The 23,351-nt window shown below is 38.1% G+C and carries 19 protein-coding genes and 2 other RNA genes; 12 read left to right on the top strand and 9 right to left on the bottom strand.

Translation table 11 applies throughout. The features are described from left to right. Positions 1–21 precede the first annotated feature (21 nt). On the bottom strand, positions 22–918 hold the full coding sequence (locus tag H5088_RS08240) for a GGDEF domain-containing protein (protein WP_182672024.1): 897 nt from the start codon (positions 916–918) through the stop codon (positions 22–24). 133 nt (positions 919–1,051) lie between these two features. Here H5088_RS08240 and H5088_RS08235 point away from each other — a divergent pair, with 133 nt between their 5' ends. Continuing rightward, positions 1,052–3,025, top strand: coding sequence for a monovalent cation:proton antiporter-2 (CPA2) family protein (locus tag H5088_RS08235; protein WP_182752659.1), 1,974 nt, complete (start codon positions 1,052–1,054; stop codon positions 3,023–3,025). A gap of 15 nt (positions 3,026–3,040) precedes the next feature. Here H5088_RS08235 and H5088_RS08230 read toward each other — a convergent pair whose 3' ends face one another. Then, on the bottom strand, positions 3,041–4,186 hold the full coding sequence (locus H5088_RS08230; RefSeq protein ID WP_002958292.1) for a patatin-like phospholipase family protein: 1,146 nt from the start codon (positions 4,184–4,186) through the stop codon (positions 3,041–3,043). Between the two features lie 239 nt (positions 4,187–4,425). Here H5088_RS08230 and H5088_RS08225 point away from each other — a divergent pair, with 239 nt between their 5' ends. From H5088_RS08225 to H5088_RS08205, 5 genes are all read left to right on the top strand, one after another. Next, complete coding sequence (locus H5088_RS08225) at positions 4,426–5,301, top strand: DUF3014 domain-containing protein (protein WP_182724546.1); 876 nt, start codon at positions 4,426–4,428, stop codon at positions 5,299–5,301. A gap of 139 nt (positions 5,302–5,440) precedes the next feature. Continuing rightward, positions 5,441–5,537: signal recognition particle sRNA small type (ffs, locus tag H5088_RS08220), an RNA gene on the top strand. Positions 5,538–5,645: 108 nt separating this feature from the next. Continuing rightward, complete coding sequence (locus H5088_RS08215) at positions 5,646–6,701, top strand: site-specific integrase (protein ID WP_182752658.1); 1,056 nt, start codon at positions 5,646–5,648, stop codon at positions 6,699–6,701. Positions 6,702–6,776: 75 nt separating this feature from the next. Then, positions 6,777–7,766 carry a hypothetical protein gene (locus H5088_RS08210; RefSeq protein WP_182752657.1) on the top strand — a complete coding sequence of 330 codons (990 nt, stop codon included), beginning with the start codon at positions 6,777–6,779 and terminating at the stop codon, positions 7,764–7,766. A 679-nt stretch (positions 7,767–8,445) separates the two neighbouring features. Then, on the top strand, positions 8,446–9,027 hold the full coding sequence (locus tag H5088_RS08205; protein WP_138685904.1) for a recombinase family protein: 582 nt from the start codon (positions 8,446–8,448) through the stop codon (positions 9,025–9,027). 74 nt (positions 9,028–9,101) lie between these two features. Here H5088_RS08205 and H5088_RS08200 read toward each other — a convergent pair whose 3' ends face one another. Beyond that, a complete protein-coding gene (locus H5088_RS08200) occupies positions 9,102–9,671 on the bottom strand; it encodes a hypothetical protein (RefSeq protein ID WP_138685903.1) in 570 nt (189 codons plus the stop codon). A 424-nt stretch (positions 9,672–10,095) separates the two neighbouring features. Between H5088_RS08200 and H5088_RS08195 the strand changes: the two genes are divergently transcribed. From H5088_RS08195 to H5088_RS08175, 5 genes are all read left to right on the top strand, one after another. After that, positions 10,096–10,974 carry a hypothetical protein gene (locus H5088_RS08195; protein ID WP_138685902.1) on the top strand — a complete coding sequence of 293 codons (879 nt, stop codon included), beginning with the start codon at positions 10,096–10,098 and terminating at the stop codon, positions 10,972–10,974. After that, entirely contained in the window at positions 10,967–11,353 is a 387-nt protein-coding gene (locus H5088_RS08190) for a hypothetical protein (RefSeq protein WP_138685901.1), read from the top strand. Before H5088_RS08195 ends, H5088_RS08190 begins: the two co-directional genes overlap by 8 nt. A gap of 56 nt (positions 11,354–11,409) precedes the next feature. After that, entirely contained in the window at positions 11,410–11,781 is a 372-nt protein-coding gene (locus tag H5088_RS08185) for a hypothetical protein (RefSeq protein ID WP_138685900.1), read from the top strand. 348 nt (positions 11,782–12,129) lie between these two features. Then, positions 12,130–12,226: signal recognition particle sRNA small type (ffs, locus tag H5088_RS08180), an RNA gene on the top strand. 677 nt (positions 12,227–12,903) lie between these two features. Next, positions 12,904–15,663: a response regulator gene (locus tag H5088_RS08175; RefSeq protein WP_182752656.1), complete on the top strand. Its 2,760-nt coding sequence runs from the start codon at positions 12,904–12,906 to the stop codon at positions 15,661–15,663. A 26-nt stretch (positions 15,664–15,689) separates the two neighbouring features. Here the strand turns inward: H5088_RS08175 and H5088_RS08170 are convergent, their stop codons facing one another. Then, positions 15,690–16,379: a DUF1826 domain-containing protein gene (locus H5088_RS08170; protein WP_182752655.1), complete on the bottom strand. Its 690-nt coding sequence runs from the start codon at positions 16,377–16,379 to the stop codon at positions 15,690–15,692. After that, positions 16,379–17,578 carry a zinc metallochaperone GTPase ZigA gene (gene zigA, locus H5088_RS08165; protein ID WP_182682318.1) on the bottom strand — a complete coding sequence of 400 codons (1,200 nt, stop codon included), beginning with the start codon at positions 17,576–17,578 and terminating at the stop codon, positions 16,379–16,381. Before zigA ends, H5088_RS08170 begins: the two co-directional genes overlap by 1 nt. 223 nt (positions 17,579–17,801) lie before the next feature. Here zigA and H5088_RS08160 point away from each other — a divergent pair, with 223 nt between their 5' ends. Further along, on the top strand, positions 17,802–19,937 hold the full coding sequence (locus H5088_RS08160; RefSeq protein ID WP_182752654.1) for a TonB-dependent siderophore receptor: 2,136 nt from the start codon (positions 17,802–17,804) through the stop codon (positions 19,935–19,937). A gap of 34 nt (positions 19,938–19,971) precedes the next feature. Here H5088_RS08160 and H5088_RS08155 read toward each other — a convergent pair whose 3' ends face one another. The 4 genes from H5088_RS08155 to H5088_RS08140 all read right to left on the bottom strand — a co-directional run bounded on the left by H5088_RS08155 (position 19,972) and on the right by H5088_RS08140 (position 23,244). Continuing rightward, entirely contained in the window at positions 19,972–21,066 is a 1,095-nt protein-coding gene (locus H5088_RS08155) for a mechanosensitive ion channel family protein (RefSeq protein WP_182752653.1), read from the bottom strand. A gap of 97 nt (positions 21,067–21,163) precedes the next feature. After that, entirely contained in the window at positions 21,164–21,565 is a 402-nt protein-coding gene (locus H5088_RS08150; protein WP_182752652.1) for a DUF6691 family protein, read from the bottom strand. Positions 21,566–21,568: 3 nt separating this feature from the next. After that, positions 21,569–21,982 carry a YeeE/YedE family protein gene (locus H5088_RS08145; protein ID WP_182752651.1) on the bottom strand — a complete coding sequence of 138 codons (414 nt, stop codon included), beginning with the start codon at positions 21,980–21,982 and terminating at the stop codon, positions 21,569–21,571. Positions 21,983–21,984: 2 nt separating this feature from the next. Then, the gene (locus H5088_RS08140) at positions 21,985–23,244 is read right to left on the bottom strand and encodes an OmpP1/FadL family transporter (protein WP_182752650.1); all 1,260 of its coding nucleotides are present in this window, start codon (positions 23,242–23,244) and stop codon (positions 21,985–21,987) included. Positions 23,245–23,351 lie beyond the last annotated feature (107 nt).

Here is a 23,351-nt window from a genome sequence, read left to right as displayed (position 1 = left end):
TTTAATGCAGTTAAGTAAAGGCTAATATGCTTTTGCGCAGTTTCTACCTGATGCCTTTGCTTTGTATAAACCTTTATCGGCTCGAGCAAATATCTCAGTTTCGCAATCTTGGCTGTTAGCTAAAGTAAAACCAATACTGGTTGTTACTTTATACTTAGACATTAATGGCGATTTTCTTACTAAGCACATTATACGCTCAGCAATCACTTTATTAGTTGTAAACTCAGGGTCTTCAATAAGTAAAGCAAACTCATCACCACCAAATCTAAATACCGAATCAGTGCCGCGTATACTGCTACACAGTACTTTTGAAAATTCTTTAAGTGTATCGTCACCAATTTTATGGCCGAAGTTGTCGTTAACTTGTTTAAAGTTATCTAAATCAAGCAACATTAAACTAAATGGGCGTTGATAACGGCGACAGTTTTCAAGCTTTTGAAGTAAAAAGTCATTAAATTGACTACGATTATTTAAACCGGTTAACGCATCCTTTGTGGCAAGCTTTAGTACGCGACTATACATCATCGCATTACGAAGTGGATAAACCAGCGCAGTATGTAATGTATGTAATTTTTTCTCAATTGCGTGACCAAGTGGGAATTTACTAAAATAAATTAGCTGCCCTAAGTGGTCTTTATTAATGGCTAAATCAAAAATATAGGGTGTACTATTTGTATCACTTTGTGATGTTTGAGCAGTACCTAAAGTTGATTGAAACTGCAATCCAGAAAAATTGAGCAATTGTTTTGCAAATTTAGCGTAAATAGCCAGAACATCCTCGATCACTAAGCTTGTTTGTAGCTCTGCGACGAGTTCATGCGTTTCAGTTATTTCATTTGTAGGTGATTGTTCAGCCGAAAACGGCAAAAAATCACCGCGACCAGACACACGCTGCGTCAAAATATGGACGTTTTCCATTAAATTCTCCCCCGAGGGTGTTACTTTGCAATAACTAAGCTATTTTTGTGCCATATTTTAAAATTGCATGAAAAACATATGGTTGTTATATTTACTTACAAGCTACTAGTTTAATTTAAACGCGAGGCTGCATTTGCAAAGTATTAATGCTCAAATTTTTGGCTTATTAGTCGCGGCAGTTCTTTTTGTGTGGTTTTTTAAGCGCATTGGCTTGCCGCCTATTTTAGCGTACCTAGCAACGGGGGTTTTAGCCGGTAGTCATGGTATTGGCTGGCTTGCACAATCTCACGAAATAGAGTTTGTAGCTGAATTGGGTATTGTGTTTTTGTTATTTAGTTTAGGGCTAGAATTTTCTATTTCTCGACTAATGGCAATGCGAAACCTAGTATTTGGTTTGGGCTCATTACAAGTAGGTATAACCAGTTTACTCTTCATTATTATTCTATATTGCTTAAACTTTTCATTACTCACCAGTTTTACCATCGGCACAATTATGGCGCTTTCTTCAACCGCTGTAGTAGTTAAGCTATTAAAAGAAACTGGTGAGCTTAATCAGCGCCGTGGGCAATTAGCCGTTGGTGTTCTACTTTTTCAAGATATTGCTGTTGTTCCTCTATTAATAATACTTCCTTTATTTGCATCAAGTGACTCTCAAAGTATTGGCTGGGCTTTAGCGTTTGCCCTAAGTAAAGGCGCATTTGTATGTGTGCTTCTTTGGGCAATTGGTAAATGGGTATTGCCCATTGTGTTTAAAGAAATAGCGCAAGTACGAACCGATGAGTTATTTGTACTTACCACCATATTAGTCGCGTTGTTTGCAGGTTTTTTAACGTATATGTTTGGCTTGTCTATGGCGCTAGGTGCTTTTTTAGCCGGAATGATGTTAGGTGAGAGCCATTACAGGCATCAGTTAGAGGCCGATATACGCCCATTTCGCGATATTTTAATGGGGCTATTTTTTGTTACTGTGGGTATGCAGCTAGATATTTTATTTGTACTGGGGCATATCGTAATAATTATTGGTGCCTTGCTGGGTTTACTGGTATTAAAAATTGCAGTGGTAGCCTTTATCGCGCGGCTAATGCATGAGCGAAACCAAGATTCACTCGCCTGTGGCATTATGCTGTGGCAAATGGGGGAGTTTGGCTTTGTACTTATTGCACTTGCTGGCCAGCATCAATTATTAAACTCAGAGCAAGCTTCATTTTTAATTGCCCTTGGTGTGCTTTCAATGGCATTTACCCCATTTTTGATTGATAAAACGCCATTTATTTTAAAGCGTTTAGGCATACTCGATCGGCCAAGTTTGGCGCTCGAGAGTGAGCCACAAAGTAGTACGCTTTATAGCGACCATGTTGTTATTTGTGGTTTTTCACGAGTAGGGCAAACTATAGCGCGTTTTTTAAAGCCCGAAGCAATTGACTATGTTGCGATTGAAAGTAACCCAATTTTAGTACAAGAAGGCAAAGCGGCGGGTGAGCCTGTCATATTTGGCTATGTTAAACAAAAAGATATTTTAAAGTGCGCAGGAGTAGAGCGAGCTCGCTTGGTTATTATTACTTTTACAGAGTTTGATCATGCACAAGTTGTTATTGATGCCATAAAGCAAATAGCACCCAATGTTAAAATACTCATTCGTACCCGTGACGATAGCCAGCTAGATTATTTAAAAGAGCTAGGTGTAACCGAAGTAGTACCTGAGTCGTTAGAGGCAAGCTTAATGCTCGTGTCGCATGTGTTGTCTATGTCGGGCGTACCGATGACGCGTATTGTGCGAAGAGTAAGTAAAGAGCGTCGTAATCGTTATCCGTTAATGCAAAGCTTTTATGCAGGCTATTTTAAAGATAACGAAGATACATCAAGTGACCGGTTAGAGTACTTACATGTGGTTGCTCTGCCTGATAAAGCTTATGCAGTTAATAAAACAATCGAAAATCTAAATTTAGAAAAGCGTCGGGTACTGGTAAAAGCGCTGCGCAGAGAAGGAGCCGAAATAGACACGCCATCAGCACAAACAACCTTATTGGCTAATGACGTTTTAGTGTTACAAGGTAAACCAAGGCGTGTTGAGCGGGTAGAGCACTACCTGCTCGACGGAATAGAATAACGTTTCTGTTTGAGCTTAATCTAGTTCTAAAAACTTGCGTATCTCCGGTAATTTTTTCATACCGTCTTCATAGCCAATTTGCATTAAATGCTGGGTGTAGCGTTTTTCAAACAATAGATAACTGGTTAAGCTCGATTGCGAATGTTTTTTAACACCTATGGTACGTAGCAATACTTTAATAGCCCATGGCATATCGTCGTAATACTGCGCTGCAATTGCGTTAAAGTTTTGCGATGGGTTAATTACAAAGGTATCTATTTGTTTAAGTTCTTGATGTTTGTCACGCGCGGGTAATAGCCCTAATGTTCGGTTAACACGAGCCAAACGCTCTAAATCCGATTGCATAGTGTCGGTAAATACACTGTCTAGTAAATGCCCCGCAACAGCAGAGAGTCCAGGATAATGTGGCGAATAACCCGGCGGGTGTAATTCTTTAGGTTGATCGACCCCAATAATAAATATTTTTTCAGCGCCTAAATGAATCGACGGACTCAGCGGAGAAAGTTGATGTATAGAGCCATCACCAAAGTAATGGTTATAAATATTTACACTTGGAAACACCATAGGAATGGCACTTGATGCCATTAAGTGCTCAACATTAATACGAGTTGCGCGGCCTTCGCGTTTAGCACGTTGCCACGATGTTTGCGTATTAGATTGAAAAAATGCAACCGAGTCACCCGTTGTATAACTTGAGGCTGTAATAGACAGCGCATCTAAATAATTACGGTGTAAATTGCGCTCAATGCGGTGTAAATCTAAAATCTCGTTTAATAAACTACGCAGAGGGCGATTATTTAGTAAGCTCGCTGGTGGGTGGTTAATATGCTCTGACTGAAAGCTCGTTAAGATATTGCGAGCAATATGACCAAACACGCTTAAAAAGTCACTTTTATAGACCATAGAGGTTGAAAAGTTTTTCCAAACTGATTCGAGCTTTCGTACAGCCAAATGCGCACAAGAAGCGTAACATGCCAATGCAGCTGAGTTAATAGCGCCAGCGGAGGTGCCATTTATTACTCTAAATGGCAATGGAGCAGTACGAGGCATACTATGAGCTAGCGCTTTTAGCACACCGACTTGATAAGCAGCTCGTGCGCCACCACCTGTAAGTAATAAGGCAGTTTTAGGTTTTTGTGGATCAACTTGCTTGATTTTCATATTGGTGGTTAAACTGTTCTACGTCTTTACTTTATTTATTAACTGTAAGTCTTTAAGCTAGAAGAATCAAAGGATAACTGCCCTAATGCTTATTACATTATTTAATCACCCAATTTAGTAGGTAACTTACTTTGCTATAATTGCCGTATTATAAAATGTCATAGTATTTGTGTAAGAATGAATTTAATCCACTTAGCGTACTCTAAGTGATATCGCATTTTAATTTTTATGGAGTTCGTATGTCAGATAAACCAGAAGCATCAGATGTTCAAAAACGTCCACCTAATAACAATATTCTTTTCGCCGTTATTATTTTAATAGTCGTAGCATGTGCGGCCGCCTTCGTATTGCTCACACCAAGTGACGAGCAAGAAACACGCACTGAGGTAGAGCCCGCAGTTAAAGAGCAACCTATGATGGAGCTTAAACCCGAGAACGACCCAGTGGTAGACGCGCCATCTGTAATGCCAGAAAAACCAGCCGAGCTTGAAGTACCAGTACAAAGCCCGAGCGAGCCGGAGCCTGAAGTAGAGCCACTACCAACACTTAACGAAAGTGATGCAGTTGTGGTTGCTAAAATGGATGAGTACCTAAGCGACTCAGTAATGAGCCTAATGGTGACCGACGATGTAATTCGCCGTGGTGTTGTATTTGTAGATAACCTAGCTAAAGGTAAGGTAGCTAAAAAGCACACGCCTGTTGTACAGCCAGAAGAGAAATTTAGCGTTAATGAAGGGGATATCCTCACAATTAACCCTAACAGCTACGAGCGTTATACCCCGTATGTGAAAATATTTACCAGTATGAGTGCAGCGCAAGCCGTTCGTATGTACGAAGAGTACAAGCCACTTATTAATAATGCATACAGTGAAATTGGTTATGGCGATGATGAGTTTAATCAAACGCTAACCGATGCAATCGATTTATTACTTGATACGCCAGAGCCTGAAGGTGACTTGCCGTTACTTCGCGATTCAGTGACGTATCAGTATGCGTTTTCGGAGTGGGAGCAATTACCTGCTGCGCAAAAACAGCTTTTACGTATGGGTCCAGAAAACATGAAAAAAGTAAAAGCAGCACTTCGTAATATAAAAGCGCAGTTAGAGAACAATTAATACGCACTAAAACAGCTAAATACGTCGCGATTGTATATGAAGTATGCAATCGCACTTTCTTTTTAGATTATCCCTTGAATAACAGAGCAAAAGTAGAGATAATCCTTCCCGCGCCAACCAAGGCCCTCAATGGTAGTCTTATTGGTCCTCTCGCAACACTAGCAGGCGAACCTGGTCAGGCCCGGAAGGGAGCAGCCACAGTTTGTGACGTGTGTGCCGAGATGTGGCTGGTAAGACTGCCACCCAAACTATTTTAATTTATTTATTAACAATAGCTTGGGTCAGTAAATCTTCAGAGTTTTTTATTTACGTGTATCCCTTATACGTATCACTTTGGAGTATATATGCATCTTTTACTATCTCGCCATGGTATCTGGTACTACAGAAAAACCTACCTATTATCATCTGGTAAACGTAAAGAAATCCGAAAAAGCCTTAGAACTAGAGATAAAAGAGAAGCTAAACAGTTAGCTATTAAAATACTAGTATTAAGCGAATGTCCTGATTCAGCCAGAAAAGTAACATCTCAATTAATAATTCAAGAACAACTCCCTTCATTAAGCCTATGTATTGGTAACTACATTGATGCTAACAAGCATTTGTGGCAAGAGCGCCACCAGCATCGTATAGAGGGGGTTCTAAGTGAAATTCCCAGTTTAATATTAACCAAAGCTAATGTGTCTACATTGAAGAAAAAATGGTTAGAGGATAAATCCATTGCAACTGTAAATAAGTGTATTGGCTATTGTTCTATGTTTTATAAATGGGTTGAAAGTGAATACGATGGCATAGAGAACCCTTTTAACGGGTTAAAGATAAAAGGGCATATTGAAAACTCACGAACAGCATATACAAAAGACGAATTAAATACTTTTTATACACAAGCTTCAAAATTAAGAGACAAGGGTCAAGAGTCGCACTTTTGGTTTCTTATGATTGGACGGTATACAGGTATGCGTGCAAATGAAGTGTGTCAGTTGAAAGTTATAGATGTTGATCAAAGTTCAAATATCTTCTTTGTTAGGGGAGATGTGTTAAAAACAAAAAACTCTAAGCGTGTTATTCCTGTGCATCCCAGACTTTTAGAATTAGGTCTTTATAGGTTTATCAATAGCCGTGAAAATCGTTTAATGGAACATTGGAAAGCATCTAAGCGATCATATGCAGCTATGCCAACAAAGTGGTATTCTTCCTTTAGGAAACGTCATAATTTACCAGATTACCATTCATTAAGGCATACCGTGGGTAATGAACTTAAAAGCTCTGGTGTACCTGTACAGTACTGTGCCGCGATATTAGGTCATGCTAATGGCAGTATTACATTTGATCGGTATGGGCATGAGGTTGCCATACAGAGGCTGCAGGATGTAGTTAAATTCATAGGTGTTACTGAAAATTAAAGCAGAGTGAATTATAGCTACAGTGCTCCATGCCTAAAGAATAAAATCATATAGATATTTAAAGGAATTTACTGAGTGTTGATAGATAATGCTGACGAGGAATACACTGAACTTGATGAACTTGATGAACTTGATGAACTTGATGAACTTGATATAGATGAGGACATTGCTCATTTAAGTAAAATATACATGGGAAAGAATCTATTCAGTGCTGCCGAATTCAAGAAGGAAATTTTAAAAGGACGTATTAAGGTTGAAAATGCAAAATTAGATACCGCAAATTTATCAAAGGATGATTATGACAAGGAGGTAAAGAAAAATGTTGAAAGATTAACTAGGCAGATAGACATAGAGTTACCTAAACGTGAAATGGAACATAAATTGTGCTATTTCTCTGACACAGGTCAAAAGTTCTTATTCCAAAGTGTTATTTCAGGAAAAACAACAACGGAAGCATATAATCTTTTACGTGTAGATGAATCAGAAAGAAGTTCTATAGAAAGGGTCATAAAAAAAGAAGGGTACGACATTGATGTGGATATGTTTATTAATATAGCTAAAGGGAGGGCTCATTGGCAGAGTATGGATATCTTAAAAAGCATAGTGGCACAAGTTAATACAGAAAAAAGTACTTCTCAAGATTCTGCTTTATCAAGGGAAATGGCTGTACTAAAAGCCTCTGGTTTTTTTGGTAAGAGTTATATTGAATTTTACTGCCAAGGCAGCATCAGAGAGCAATTATCTAAGCTTGCTAGAAGTGTTAAATATGTTCTTGCAGAAGATAAGCTATCAGAGTTAGAAAGTTCATTAACAGTTATAGAATCTAAGAAACGAGATAAGAGGTTAAGCATACTTGAAAACACTAAAACATTAATTACAGATGAAAACCAAGATATACTTTGCTATAAAAAAATTGCTACTGAGTTATTAAGTCATAATCCAGATCTTAAACCAAAAGATCTTAAAGAGGCTCTACTTGGCATTAAACAATGTAATGGTAACGAAATTAAAGATACTACTATTAGGCAGTTCATTTCAAATTTTAAAAATAAAAGCAATAGATGATTCGTTATATTTGTAACGTTTTTTTTGTTCGTGCGTATACATAGATATTAAGACTCTTTCTTGTTCTCCTTGTTGTTGAAGTGTCTCACTATTTGAAGAAACAACGTTCAACAAGATTCCCTGTAAGACTTTCTAAGAGCCTTATTAATTTTTCCTCATAAGAGTGTAAGGTGGCAGTTTAAGGTGTCTGTAGAGCCTTACAGGATAGTATTTGACGTGTTATAGAGGTGTTCAGTACTTTGTATAATTAAATACAAACTCATAGTTAGTTTAATACATTATTGCAAAGGGTTAATTGCTAAGGACGCCTATTTGCCAATACTAATACATTAGACTAAATTAAATTATTTTCTTTCTACTTATAGCCTCTACACACCCTCATTATACCATTAACGATAGCTTGTTAATTGATAAAACTTTCTAATAACAGTTAGTTACCTTTATCATCATAGTATATTAATTAAAACTACACTAAGTGGCGAAGTATGCTGGTGGTGTCTTATCATACTCTCATGTTATTTATTTATGAATAAGCTAGCCTACCCAGTATCAAAGACGGTCAATTTAGATGCCAATTTTATCATGCTTAAACTGGTATCTAAATGTATGGTGTTGACATTTGATACTGGTATCTGTAGGTTTGTTGGTTTTAGATACTAGTAACCAGAGGGAATGGATTTTGAGTAGATTGTTTTCATACACAAGGGTCAGTACTACAGACCAAACTACTAATAACCAAGATTTATCTATAAAGAACGCTGGATTTAAGATTGAACCTAATCGTGCAATATCTGAAACTATCAGTGGAAGTGTTCAAGCTATGAAGCGACCTAAGTTCGCCAAATTGATTGATCGGCTAGAACTAAATGATACTTTAGTTGTTTCTAAACTTGACCGATTAGGTCGAGATAATATAGATGTCCAACAAACAATAACTATGCTGCAAAAGATGGGTGTTAAGGTTATATCACTTGATCTACCATCAAACGATCTAACGACCTCGGAGGGTAAACTCATTTTACAAATGTTTGCTGTCTTTGCTGAATTTGAGCGAAATAGAATTAGAGAGCGCACAAAGGAGGGGTTAGCTAGAGCAAAAGCCAAAGGAGTTACATTAGGGCGCAAAAAGGTATCTCAAGAACTTATAGCCAAGATTCAAGAATTGAAAGCACAATCCTTCTCGCAATCTAAAGTAGTTGAGGCTTTAAAAGGGACTGAATTTCAAACATCAATAGCAACAGTTAAGCGTAATTGGCGGTAGTGTTTTGTTGTCTGAAAGCTTGGTTGACTATGCAACCAAGCAGTTTGTTAATGACAACAAGCTTAGAGGGTTTATTATTTTACTTCTTCGATTTTCGACTTTGCTTTTAATATAAGGTTTTTGATATTAACTAAATCCTCGATATTAAAATAAGCGGCTACAGAGCCAATTCTACCACTACTAACAGCAGCCATAACTTTCTTACCTGAGCTGAAAGTTGAAATTTCCAAATCGCCTTTAGTTTTGTAATCAGCTTGAAAGTCTTCTAGCTGAGTAACATCAGCTTTTACTTTAGATATGTACTCTATACCTTCAATTAATGAATCAATTTCATCATAATCAATGAAAGAAGTATGCTGCTTATCATAACGACCATCTTCTTTAAATGTTTCAATTGTTATACCGTATTCTTTTGTTCCATCAGTAACGTTAGTAAACTCTTTAGTCTGAACATTTACTGAGGTGTTATATAAGCCACTTTCTGTTCCAATCTTTTGGAAACCACGGATCATCACAACACCCGTTTTTGCACTGAATTGTTCCAACTTTGTTTTTGCTTCGGGAACGGAATCTTTAAGGTTTGCAGCATTTGATGCAGGGATAAAAAAAGCAGATAGGGCTAACGCTAGAATGGTTTTTTTCATGTATCTTCCTTGACTAGTAATGTATTTAAAACGGTCTGTATTATTAACTATTTTTTACGTATTTAAAAGCTGAAAATGTTTCTCTCGGTTTAAGCTAGTTGGCTTTGGTATTCATGCAGTCACAAACTATCTTTAATAACAGTGTACAAAGGAAGGAGATGTTTATGAATAAAACCGATGGGGTAGGGGGTTATTAAAAGGGGGGGTAACCTTCTACACTCCCAAACTTAATTTTTAGGATTCTGAAGAAGTACTTGGTAGTTTTTTTTTTTGAAAAATTTTAAGAAAGCTTTATGGCTTCATTTGCAATAATAAAACTGGAATAACTTTAGCTGTTAAAATTGATTGGTTAATCTTTTGTTCATGATCTTGTAAGCATTTCATTTTGAAGTTAATCTGATGGCGTGAATGAAGGAGAATTCCAATGTCTGTAAGTTACTCTATTCGTATTGATTTTGACAAGAAACAAGAAAAACCAGAACGGGTATTTCATGCAATGGCCCTATATGTTGAAGGCTTTAATGAATTACAAAAATCTTTTGTGAAAGGATATGGAGATGATATTGAATTTTCATCATGCCTAGGGGCTACCAGAGAAGGTTCATGCATAGCAGACGTTTTTCATAGGATAAAGGATAAAGTCAGAGGGGTGGGTCTTGAGAGTATTTTTAATGGCATTTACTCAGGGGTTCGCTCTGAAATCGCTGCTGCTCAAAAAATTGATTCTGAAGCAGATGTAAGAGCTTTTGCAAATAGTGTTTGTAAATCTGTAGCTGCAAACGATCCTGAATATACCAATTATACCTGTTTGAATGACCCTCATCTATATGATGTTGCTAATGCTCTTCATAAAATCCACAAAGCAAGACAAAGCCTTTCTGAAAAAGACCTAGTTCAATATGGCAGAGGATTAGATTTTGATTTTATTAGTGAGTCATTTTCATGCCCTCGTGATGCAGATCAAATATTTGAAGATAAAGTCGAAAACTTTCCATCTAATGAAATCTTTATTGTCAGGCGACCGTCGTATGTAGAGGATTTGAAGTGGGAGTTTGAGTGTAATAGAAGAAAGAACAAAAAGCTTAGTGCAAAAATGCTCGATTCTAAATGGTTATTAAAGTGGTTAAATCATGAGGAAGAGATGTGGCCCGGAGATGCATTATACGTAAAAGTTAGAACCAAGCGAAAAACAAATGCGATGAAAAAGGCAAAGGACAGATATGAAAGCGAAATCATAGAAGTAATACGTGTTATTCCTCAAAATGAAGTTGAGCAGTTTACTCTGGATTTTGAAAATGATTAGAAGCTATGATGGTGCGAAGAAAGAGGCTATATTTATAGTACTACCTCTTTTGGTGTTGTTTATTATAAAGTTGCTCAATGATGATCTTTCATCGTATATAAGATTGTCTGATTTTTCTTTAGCAACTTCAATAATGTATGGGCAGCTTTTAGCAAAAACATTAGAAGTACCTGATAAAAATAAAAAAATATCACGGTTCAGTACTTATCAAGTATATATATTTGCCTTTTCTATTATCTCGATTGTTATGTATATATGCTTTCAACTTAACACGGCAATTGATACATTTTACTATTGGATTCAAATAGCTGTATTTTTCATCGGAATTATTTTTTATATTCCTTTATCCACTTTGATGGATGATTTAAAAAAAGATTAGAAACTCTTTAGAGTTCGTTACTAACAAATTAACGTAGATTTACTAAATGAGGTTACATGACTAATAATTATGATAGGGGCGCTCATGTCGTCTGGAAAAATAGCGAAGAGGGCGAGCAGTTTGCTGAAGACGCTCAGATAGCTAAAGAGTTAGAGTGGGCTGATGAGACTGAAACCGCCTCTACAGCATACCAAGGTGTGCCTAAGGGTTATAAACAAAGTCAGGAACATATAGATAAGGCTGCTGAAGCAAGAGTAAAAAGCCTTTTAATTAAAGGAGGCCCTAGCTCAAGTGAGTTAATTGATAGCCAGCTTTTAGAAGTGGAAAGTTTAATTTTACGGGGAACGGGTAAAGTAGCCGCCTGCGATCAAGTCGGGTTAAATTACAGTACTTATAAAAGTAGAAAAAGGAAAGAAAGAAATAGTTAGAACGTGTCATATGTAATATAGCCATACACTTCCTCTTGGCAGTCCTACTAATCTTTTCTCTCATCCCCTGACACTGGTGGAGGTTCTATTTCAATGCTTCTTAGCGGGCTGCTGAGGGCTTTTGAGTAGAGCTTTTTCTGAGGTTCTTTGTGCCAATAAACTTACGATTATAAACTTAATTTTTCCGAGTACATTTATCGTAAGCAATGCTTTATCGGTGGTACACATTGGTGGTACAATGTACACTTAAATTGAAGATTTACTTAAACGATTATAATGAGAGATTAGAGGGATATCTAAAGTAGAGATAATCCTTCCCGCGCCAACCAAGGCCCTCAATGGTAGTCTTATTGGTCCTCTCGCAACACTAGCAGGCGAACCTGGTCAGGCCCGGAAGGGAGCAGCCACAGTTTGTGACGTGTGTGCCGAGATGTGGCTGGTAAGACTGCCACCCAAATTCCTCATTTGGGTGTTGTTTGAAGTATAAGTTGACATATTTGTACTAAAAGATGGCATAAACCAGAAGCATAAGATGACATAATTTAGTATTAACCAAATTGTTAAATGGCTCACTCACATTTTCACTTCGGCTTTTTGCCTTTTCCAATAACTTGATAAAGGCTACCACTGACTGTTTTGATTAGCTGGTTCTGAGGTGATATTTCCACTATTCTTGATGTGCTAATATAATCGTTTGTTGCGAATCGGTACGTCATGTCATCGACATAGATATCCCATAAAATTTATCCAATCATTTTCTTCACCATCAAAAATTGAAACTTAAGGGTGTTTAAGTCTTAATGAGAAATATCTATTTCTACTAAATTAATCGGAATTTTTTAGCATTAAAAAACTGGCTTTGGTATCAGGAGCTTTTAATTTAAGAAAACCAGTCACTTTATGCCATTTTATGATTCAACTCTATGCCAACTTATACTTCAAGCAACATTGGGTGTATATCGCTAACTCCTTAATATTTATATTTTTTCACTAAATTAATCCATAATACCTAATAGTTTCCAGCTCCTTTTCTCGCTAGACAACTTTTAACTTGTACGCAATAATGTAGCAATTATATTAATTTAACACTGCGTGTTAACAAAGTACTCTAGGGTTGAAGTAATGCCTCAAAGAAGTAAGTGGACACTCGCTGTTTTATTAGGGTTGCTAGGGGGTTTAGTTAACCTCTCGCCGTTATATTTTTTCGACAGTTCTGAGTTTTTATTTGGGCAAGTATTTGTATTATGTAGCTTAGTGTTTATTGGGCTGCGTTATGCGTGCTTAAGCCTTGCGATCGTATCTGGCTTTTTACTTTATAGGTGGGGGCATTGCTGGCCGAGTATTGTTTATTTACTCGAGCTTTTTTGGCTTTACACTTTTTGTTTACGCCGCTCTAAACCCATACTCCCTCTTGGTACTGTTTTTTGGCTGTTAGTTGGTTTACCTATAATTTGGGGAATAGGGCAGTTTCTTATTGGTCTGCCGTGGTTAACGCTAATTGTTGCAATATCAAAGTACCTCATAAATGCGTTAATTAGCTTAGCTTTAGTTGATTTATTTAGTGTATTTGTACCCCATGCCAGCCGTGCCTATCAGGGCAGGCCTCTTGCTCGCATTCTTAGCTATGTTGTAAGTGTTATTATTATATTAGTTATACTGCTTACCAGTGTAATTTTAGTGAACGATCACCACTCTCGGTTAGAGTATGAGGTAGACGCACAGCTTGAAGAAAAAGCCAAATATATAAGTACTCAATTAAGTGATTATTTAACGTTTCATAAAAATGCCATTGTAATGAGTAGCGATGCCATAAGTGCGGGCACAGATAGTGAGCAGCAGTTAAAAAGGCTAATGAATCTATTTCCTGGGTTTACTACAAGCTTGTATGCGAACCCTAGCGGCTTTGTTGAAATAACGTCGCCTAATAACCTTATTGCTGGGTTAACTAAGGCGCAGCGTAATGTTACTGATCGCGAGTACTTTAATCAGGCTAAGCAATATCCTCTTGGTTATAGCAGTGGTGTGTTTCAAGGGCGAGGGCTTGGCAATGAAGCCATTGTTGCGCTGTCTGCACCTATTTATCGTGATGGTGAGTTTTACGGCGTAGTAGAGGGGTCGTTAAAGCTTGGACGATTAGAACAGTTTATTCCTAATTTATTTGAAAATACTGGCGAATTAGTTGTACTGGATGATAAACAAAAAGTGGTTTTTAGCTCGCTTGAGCAGTTTAAAATATTAACCGACTTTAACGAAGATGGTTTTAATACGCCTAATATGGGCGATAAAAATTTATTTCGCTCTAATAATAATGAGGTTTACCATAGTTCTAGATATGTTAATCCGCAGAGCAAATGGCAAGTAATCACTTTTTATAATCGTAAACATTTGAGTATGGCTGTAGCCAAAGCCTGGCTGCCAAGTATTTTGCTAGGCGCTATGCTAATTATTATGGTGGTGCTGTTTGTACGCCAACTTGCAAATTTATTAGTGCAGCCAATTAGTGGTTTAACTAATTTAATGCAAAGCTTTAATAAATCAAAAAAACAGACTTTTAATACAGATTCAAGTTGGCAAGAAGTACTGCAACTTCAGCAGCAGTTTGAAATGCTCGCCACTGCGCTACAGCATTCAATAGAAAACCTGCAAGCGTCAAATATAAAAAACCAAGACCTAAACAAACAACTCAGTGAGTTTAACCAGCAGCTAGAAAAACAAGTTGCTGAGCAAACCAATAAGCTTAAGCAAGCAGTAGAGCGTGCTAATTTAGCTAATGTGGCTAAATCGCAGTTTTTAGCAAATATGAGTCATGAACTACGCACCCCAATGAACGGTATTTTGGGCATGGGTGAGGTATTGCTGCGTGATAGTTCGTTAACCGACGAGCAAAGAGATCTTTTAGATACGCAACAAAAAAGTGCTCAAAATTTATTGAAAATCTTAAACGATATTTTAGATTTTTCTAAAATTGAGGCTAATGCAATGCAAATTAGCCCGCGACCTACAAATTTAGCGCCGTTTATCGAAAATATTAAATCGTTGTTTTCACCCATTGTAAGCTCTGACGACGTGCAGTTTATAGTTCAGTGCAGCAACACCTTGCCAGATTGTATTAACGTAGATGATTTACGCTTAAACCAAGTTATTATTAATTTATTATCTAACGCGTATAAGTTTACTGAGCGCGGGTTTGTACGTTTATCGTTTGATTACAGTGGCCAGCAGTTATTTGTAAGTGTGTCTGATAGCGGTATAGGCATAGCAAAAGATCAGCAATCGTTATTGTTTAGCGAGTTTACACAAGCTGATGTAGGTGTTGCACGTAAATACGGTGGTACCGGGCTTGGTTTGGCCATTAGCCAAGGGTTAATTAAAAAAATGCAGGGTGAAATATCTTTAAATAGTGAACCCGGTAAAGGCAGCATGCTTAAGTTTTACATTAATGCGCCTAAAGCTGAGTTTATAAAGCTCACAGCCGCAGTACAGTCGCAATCAGTACCTGATCTTGGTAGCAAAAAATTACTCTTAGTGGAAGATAACCCCATAAACCTCCAAGTAATTGCAAAAATGTTAGAGCCAACTCATGTACAACTTACAATGGCTAACGATGGAATTGAAGCGTTAAAAGTGCTTAAGGGTAACACCTTTGACTTAATTTTAATGGATTGCCAAATGCCAAATATGGATGGTTACGAATGTACACAAACAATACGTGCTAACGAAGCAAACACTAAGGCACATGTGCCTATTATTGCAATTACCGCTAATGCCTACGAAGACGATAAACAGCGCTGTTTAAGTGTGGGCATGGACGATTTTGTATCTAAACCTGTAAATACACAAGGTTTGTACGAAGTAATCGCTAGGGTGATAAACGCGCACTAGCTTAGCGTTTATCACCACAACAAATTTTAGATAAAATCGAGCGTAAGTAATAAGCGTTGCTTGTTTGCAGCCACCGCTGGTGAGCGATGTACAAGCCCTGCACCTTCGTTTTCATCCCAGTACTCGCCTTTAAGCAGGGCAACATCACCTTGCTTGAGTTGATTAATATTATTTAGGCTTTTAAATAAGCCAGACTCTTCATCGGGTTTACCTAAATTACCAGTACCTAGCTTTGAGCGGTTTACATCGCTGTGATTTAACCACTGCGTAGCAACACCTTGATAGGTAGTAACTAGCCGGCACGGAATTTTGTCTACATGAAAACGCGGGCACATGGGTTTATCTAATATTTTTAGCCTTAAACCGGCGCGTTTTAAATCAAACAGGCAGCAAAACATTTCAACCAACAGTGCGATATCTTCACACAGCGCTTTAACTTCATCGCGGTTATTATCTTCTGGCTTAAGCGTTTTTATTAATTGATCAAACGCATCATCGGGCGATACCGCAAGCTCTAGTGGCTTTAAAGCATTTGCGCTAATGAGAGTATTAACTGCATTTGTTAATGTTTGCTCAAGGTCTCTTTGCCAAATAACAATGTTAGTGTCTTGGTTATAAATTTGTGGCAATACATCGGCGTCACACTCTTTAGCTGCTTTTCGGTACAGCGGTTCCGCAGGCTTTATTTGCGCAGTTATTGGGGCTAGGGCATTCATTACTCTTCCTCCCAAATAGGAAACGGGTCGTTATAGGTTCTCCAAAAGTCCTTACCCTTAAGTACCGCATCTTCTGGTAGTAGGCAGTCATCAAGCGCTTTAATCATCGCTTGTTTATTTAATGATTGACCAATAAACACAAGCTCTTGGCGCATGTCACCAAAGGGTTCTACCCATTTATTATTTATGTCAGCAAGCAGTTCAGGCTCTGTAGGCCAGTCTTTTTGGGGGATGGCTTTAAAAAACATACCAGCAAATCCGTAATGAGCTATACCGCCTGCTTGGCTCCACTGCGCGCAAAATAAAGGGCGTGTTGCTAACCAAAAATAACCTTTTGAGCGAATAAGTTTGCCAAATTGTTCGGTGCTATGAAGAAAGTTATAAAACTTTTCTGGGTCAAATGGGCGGCGCGCAGTGTAATTAAAGCTGCTAATTCCATACTCTTCAGTCTCGGGAATATGTTCACCACGCATTTCCTTAAGCCACCCCGGTGCTTGTTGGGCACGTTCAAAATTAAATAAACCCGTGTTTAGCACTTCGTTAATATTAATATGGCCGTTTGAAATAGGAATAATGTTAGCTTGAGTATTAAGCGTATTTAAAATGGCAGTGAGTTTATTTAATTCATCGTTTGTAATTAAATCAGTTTTACTAATTAAGATTACATCGGCAAATTCAACTTGGTCAACAAGTAGGTCGGCTACGCTTCGCTCGTCGTCTTCTCCTAACGATTCGCCAGTATCTTGTAAATCATTTGCTTGTTCGTAGTCGTTTAAAAAGTTAACGGCATCAACCACCGTTACCATAGTATCAAGGGTGGCAATATCACCCAGTGATACGCCATTTTCATCGGCAAATGTGAAGGTTTCGGCTACAGGTAATGGCTCAGAAATACCGGTTGATTCAATAACGAGGTAATCAAAACGCCCATCTTTGGCAAGTTTGCCCACTTCAACAAGTAAGTCTTCTCGTAGGGTGCAGCAAATACAACCGTTGCTCATTTCAACGAGCTTTTCGTTACTGTGATTGAGCGATACATCGTTTTTAATAGTGGCTGCATCGATATTTATATCGCTCATATCGTTAACTATAACAGCCACTTTTTTACCTTGCCTGTTATTAAGAATATGGCTAAGTACAGTGGTTTTACCAGCCCCCAAAAAACCTGATAACACTGTGACGGGCAGTTTATTTATCATTTAATAATCTTACTAAATTACAATTAAAGGTATGTTATATTATATCAATTCAGTATTCCAGTAATGCTAATCAATTTTTTTAATGCTGAGCTGCAAATTTAGTGTGTTACTCAAAAACTCTTCATTCGAAAAATAAGGATGAATATGAAATTATTTACATTGCACATGTTAATGATAGTCGTTATCATTCGCAGTGTTTTATAAACCTCTTCTCTGGATCAATATGTTTAACCAAAAATATTTGGCGCTCAGTATTGCTGCGTCTTTTTCTGCTTTTTCTAATGTGGCATTTGCCGAGCAAAATAACGATATTGAAAAAATAGAAGTAACTGGCCGTGCCCAGCAATTTTACCTAGAAACCGAAAGTAAAATTGGTACCAAAACTAATTTAGATCTTATTAAATTACCGCAATCTGCGCAGGTATTAACCGAGCAACTTATTATTGACCAAGCCGCGCGCGACATTACCGATTTATACCGCTCAATTGCGGGTGTGAGTGAATACAGCTACTCAGGTGTAACTTTTCGTGGTTTTAGAGATGACGCCAATGTATTTTATGATGGTGTGCGTGGCGACCCATATTCGGGCTTTGGTGTACCGCAGTTATTTAATGTTGAACGTGTTGAAGTATTAAAAGGGCCTGCCTCTGCTTTGTATGGCGGTGGCGAACCTGGTGGGATGATTAATTACGTAACCAAAAAGCCAAGCTACACACAAAAACGCGAACTAAAGCTTACTTTGGGTAACTACAACACCCGTGGTGCATCAATTGATATGACCGGCGGTTTAAGCGATACAATGGCTTATAGATTGGGTGGTTACTATGAAGAGCAAGACAGCTTTCGTAACAATGCAGACTCAAAAAACACCGAACTGACAGGTGGATTGTTATTTGATTTAAGTGATTCAACAACCCTAACCACAAGTGTTGACTACATTAAACAAGACCTAGGCGGAAACCGCTTACGTGGCGTACCGGTAGATGACAACGGTAACTTTTTAGTTGACCCAAGTTATAACGCCAATGAGTCGTTTGATTATCAAAATATGGAAGCTTTGGTGCTTCAAGCAGAACTTAGCCATTATTTTAATGATGATTTTTCGTTAAGTACTACGTTTCGTTACATGGATAACGAGCGAGACCAAGCCTACCATGAGTCGCAAAGCTGGGTAGATGTAAATGGTGATGGCGTTGCCAATATTGACGATGAAACGATTAAGCGTGAATACCGTAAGCAATTTCGTGCCAATAAAGAGGCAAGTGTAACCACCGACTTTGTTTATAACTTTGGACAAGGACAATTAACCCATCAGTTTTTATTTGGTGGTGATTACCACACCGTTGATACCGAATATGACTACTTTCGTGCTCGATATGAGGCCGATGGCGTCGCTAATTTAAATATTTTTAATTTAAACTACGGTGAAACCGATCCAAGTACTTATAACCTTACCGACATGAACCGCGATGGCGTAGATACCGACCGATTTGGTGTATACGCGCAAGACGTAATTAGCATAGGCGAGCAGTGGACAATAATTGCAGGTTTGCGCTATGACCATTTTAAAGAGTTTAATCAAGAAACTGGTTTTAGTTACTCAGATAACGATATAACGCCGCGCGTTGCTGTTACTTATCAGCCAGTAGAAAACACATCGGTATATATTAACTACTCAGAGAGCTTTAACCCTACATCATCAGCCGACCAAGAAGATGTAGAAGGCGAAGGTAATTTAGAACCAGAAACCGGTAAGCAAACCGAGCTAGGTATGAAAAACCAATGGCTCGATGGCAAAATAATGAGCACCTTTGCAATTTACCAAATTAATAAAGAAAACGTGGTAATGAGCAACCCTGACGATACGGGAGCGGGGGATGGCATTGCTGCACTTTTAAATATAGGTGAAGTAGAAAGCCGAGGATTTGAAACAACTTTAGTCGGTGATTTATCAGCGCACTGGACCGTAACGGCTAACTACGCTTACAACGATACGCAAGTGGTAGACGGCGTAACGGGTGATACGCTTTCAAATACATTTGGAGATGGTTCGCGCTTTGCTAATGCACCACGCCACCAGGCAGGTTTATGGACTCGCTACGCTATTGATTCAATTGACTCATCAATTGCATTTGGTGCAAATTACGTAAGTGAGCAACTGAGTACCAGTGGTCAAAAAGTAAAACCATTTACTGTATTTGATATGAGCTGGACGAGCCGCTTTGACGACGTATTGCTGAGTGTAAATATTAATAACCTGCTTGATAAAGAATACGCGGTTAGTGGATTTAGTGAACGAAACGGCCACTTTCCTGGCAGCCCTCGTGAAATTATTGGGCAAATAACCTACAAGTTTTAATACTTATTAGCGCGAGAGTTACTCGCGCTTTTTTTTAAGTGTCGCCTTGCACCTTTTTATCACTATTAAATTTAGCAGCTTCTTGAGTCGTGTTAATAGCCGTAATAGGGAAGGGGATTACAATACCTTCTTTTTTATAGCGTTTATGCAGGGCCTTTATAAAAGCAGATTTAACCCAAAAGCGATTAAAGTATTCTTTAGCTCTAAGCATTACCGTAAAGTTAATGCTTGATCTATCAAAGGTATGAAAAACCACAAAGGTATTGTAATCATCAACGCCCCATTCGTGTGAAATAAGTATTTCACGAGCCACCTCGAGTGTTACTTGCTCAACAAATTCTAAATCTGAATCGTAATGCACGCTTATATCAACAGGTACGCTTAGCTCTTTTTCAGGGTAAAAGTAATTAATAATACGCGACTTAGATAATTGGCTATTAGGTATAATAATCATATTGTTAGGTAGCATTTTAACCCATGTAGATCGCCAGCCTATATGATCAACAAAGCCTTGCTCCTTAGATTCAAGCTCAATAAAATCACCCACCCTTATAGGTTTATCTATTACTAGCTGCACGCCAGAAAAAAAATTTTCGAGGGTAGGTTGCAAAGCAAGGGCAACAGCCAGTGATGTAATACCTAACGAGGCAATAATGGGCGTAATAGAAATACCTAACGTGCCCATTAATACCAGTAATCCCACTGACGATAATGTAACGCGTATCACGCCTTTAATTATGCTTTTTGAATTAAAAACCACGGCAGATTGTTTACCATAGTAATTAATAGTGCCAATAACAAAGCGGTCTAAAAACATAATAAGTGCAAGCAGCGCTAATACAATATTAATGCTATTAAAAGGGATCTGTTGAGAAATAGAAGTACTAATAATGAAAGTGTCGTGCTCTAAAATGGTGAGTAGCACAATAATTGTGCACAGTGTTAGCGGCTTAGATATTGACTCTATTAGTAAAGTATCGAATATAAATTTGGTTTTTGAAGTCCATTTTTTTAGCCAGTACATTACAAAAAAACGAATTAAAAACAGTAGTATAGCTATAAGTAAAAGGGAGGACGCTGCGCCTAACCAAGGTGTGTTGTTAGAAAATTCCAGCGCTTTATTTAGCATAACTTAAACCTGTTCAATATAGTTTTATATATATTGCAGCAAGTTATGTACCTTTGTTTGGGTAAAAGTAGCTGCCGAGTTTAGTCGGCAGCAAATATTATACTTTTTTGGCTAACCACATACCGCCTAGCACGGCTGCAAAAAATAATAAAAACTCCATTTTAAGAGACACCAATTGAACCAAACCCGGGCCTGGGCATATACCACTTAAACCCCAGCCTAAACCAAAAAGTACCGAGCCGATAATTAAGCGTGCATCAATTTTTTTTAAATCACTTAAATTAAACGTTCCTGAAAGAAGTGGCTTTTCTTTTTTTGCAACCCATAACCATATAAGCATCATTATTAGCATGGCAACAGCCATCACTATAATTAAGCTTGCGTCCCATTGGTTTCCATAGGTAAGAAAGTTAATCACTTTAGCAGGGTTTGTCATCCCGCTAATAATAAGTCCTAAGCCAAATATAAAGCCTATAACAACCATCATAATTGCTTTCATTATTTATCCTACAAGGTTTGCTGTAATGAAGGCGACAAGCATAAATGTGCATGTTGCAACCCAAGAGCGAGTAGAAAAGCGCGACATGCCGCACACACCATGGCCACTTGTGCACCCATTAGCTAACGTTGTACCAGCGCCAACTAAAAGCCCTGCAACAACAATAAGCCAAGGCGGTAATTGCAATTCGCCTTCTAATAAAGAAGGCGCAAATACCCTTACAGCCACTCCTGCCAACAACAACCCTAAAATAAAGTATAACTGCCAACGAGAGTCTGAATTTGCTTTAGCGAATACAGACTTAACAATGCCTGATATGCCCGCAATTTTTCCGTATAAAACCAGTAATAACGTACACGCTATACCTATTAATGCCCCGCCTACTGCAGCCGATACTGGGGTGAATTCTGTTATCATTTTTAAATTTCCCAAACAATAGAAACGCCTAAACCGGTTTGTTTCATTTCGATTGATAATTGTTGATTAGGCGCTAAGTAGTTAGCACCCGTTACTTTTTTTGCTGGCGAATAAAAAGCCATAGCGTTTAATTGTACCTTGTTGGTAAAAGAATGGCTAAAGCCAGTAGTAAAATGCCACTCTTGAACGCCCGGGGCTAAAATATTAAGCAAAACGTTTGATGAAGGAATAGGTTGCTCGGTATAAGATACCCCAAAACGAATTTTTTGTTGCGATGTACGCTGCCACTGATAGCCAAGCTTATAAATAGTCATATCGTTCCAGCCAAACCCAGCTCCTGCATCAGCCCCTAAAGGCGCTGACATCAAGTTATTGATTGGATTTGCAATACTTTTTATTTCGCTGTAATTTATTTTTTGCCAATCAAATACAACCTGATTACTTGGGGTAAGCTTATAAGCTGCACCAAGTTGAAACGAACTTGGCAGATCAAATCCGCCTTGCTCTGCAAACAAACCTTTATAGCTATCAAACTCTTGCATAGACACTGATGAGCGGTAACTTGCCCCCCAGCTTAATGACGAATTTATATCTTGGCTAATACCTAGTTGAATGCCTAAGCCTGTGCTTGTATCGGTGCCATTATTTGTAAGCGCTTCTGGTGATTGCGAAAAAGGAGCAAAGTTTCCAAGCCCTTGCGCTTCAAACTGTTGCACCACGTAAATAGGGGATACACCAAGGCGTGTTTGTTCATTCAACTCATAGCTTACTGTTGGGCTAATAAAGAGTTGTTTTAAATCAACGCCCGTTGTACCAGCGTAAAAAGTCCCCTCAGGAGAGGATTCTGCGCCGTACTCGGTATTCATACCGCCGTTACCATACACTAATAAGCCAATATTTACTTTTTCATTTAATTGATGGCCAATAGCAAACTCTGGAATTGCAAATACAGTGTTGTCGCTTTTTTGTGTTTTTGCTTCAAGATAAAATGCGCCAGGGTAAAAAGTATCTACTTTTGATGCAGTATATTTTCGTTCAGGTGAAAAAAGCTCTAAGCCCAGAGATAGCTCTGTTCCGTTAGGTAAAAAGGTTGCTGGATTATTAGCGCCAGACATTAACTCTTCTGACAGCGCTACACCTGCGCCAGCCATGCCTTTGTGGGTCATGCCATAGCCGTGAGTAAAATAACCATTAGTAGCAAATGCACTGAACGAACCTAACGCACACGTTAAAGCTAAGCCTGAAATTAACTGTTTTTTCATTTTAGTAAATACATAAAGTTGGAATGGGCGGACAATAGCTAATTTTTGATATTCTAAAAAGGAATTTAAATAGATTAGTTATAATAAAAGGTAATACGGCAATGGTT

It is taken from the genome of Pseudoalteromonas sp. SR43-3 (genome assembly GCF_014163875.1).
Classification (GTDB): domain Bacteria; phylum Pseudomonadota; class Gammaproteobacteria; order Enterobacterales; family Alteromonadaceae; genus Pseudoalteromonas; species Pseudoalteromonas distincta.
The sequence above is the reverse complement of the archived record's forward strand: the minus strand, read 5'-3'. Positions and strand labels throughout refer to the sequence as shown.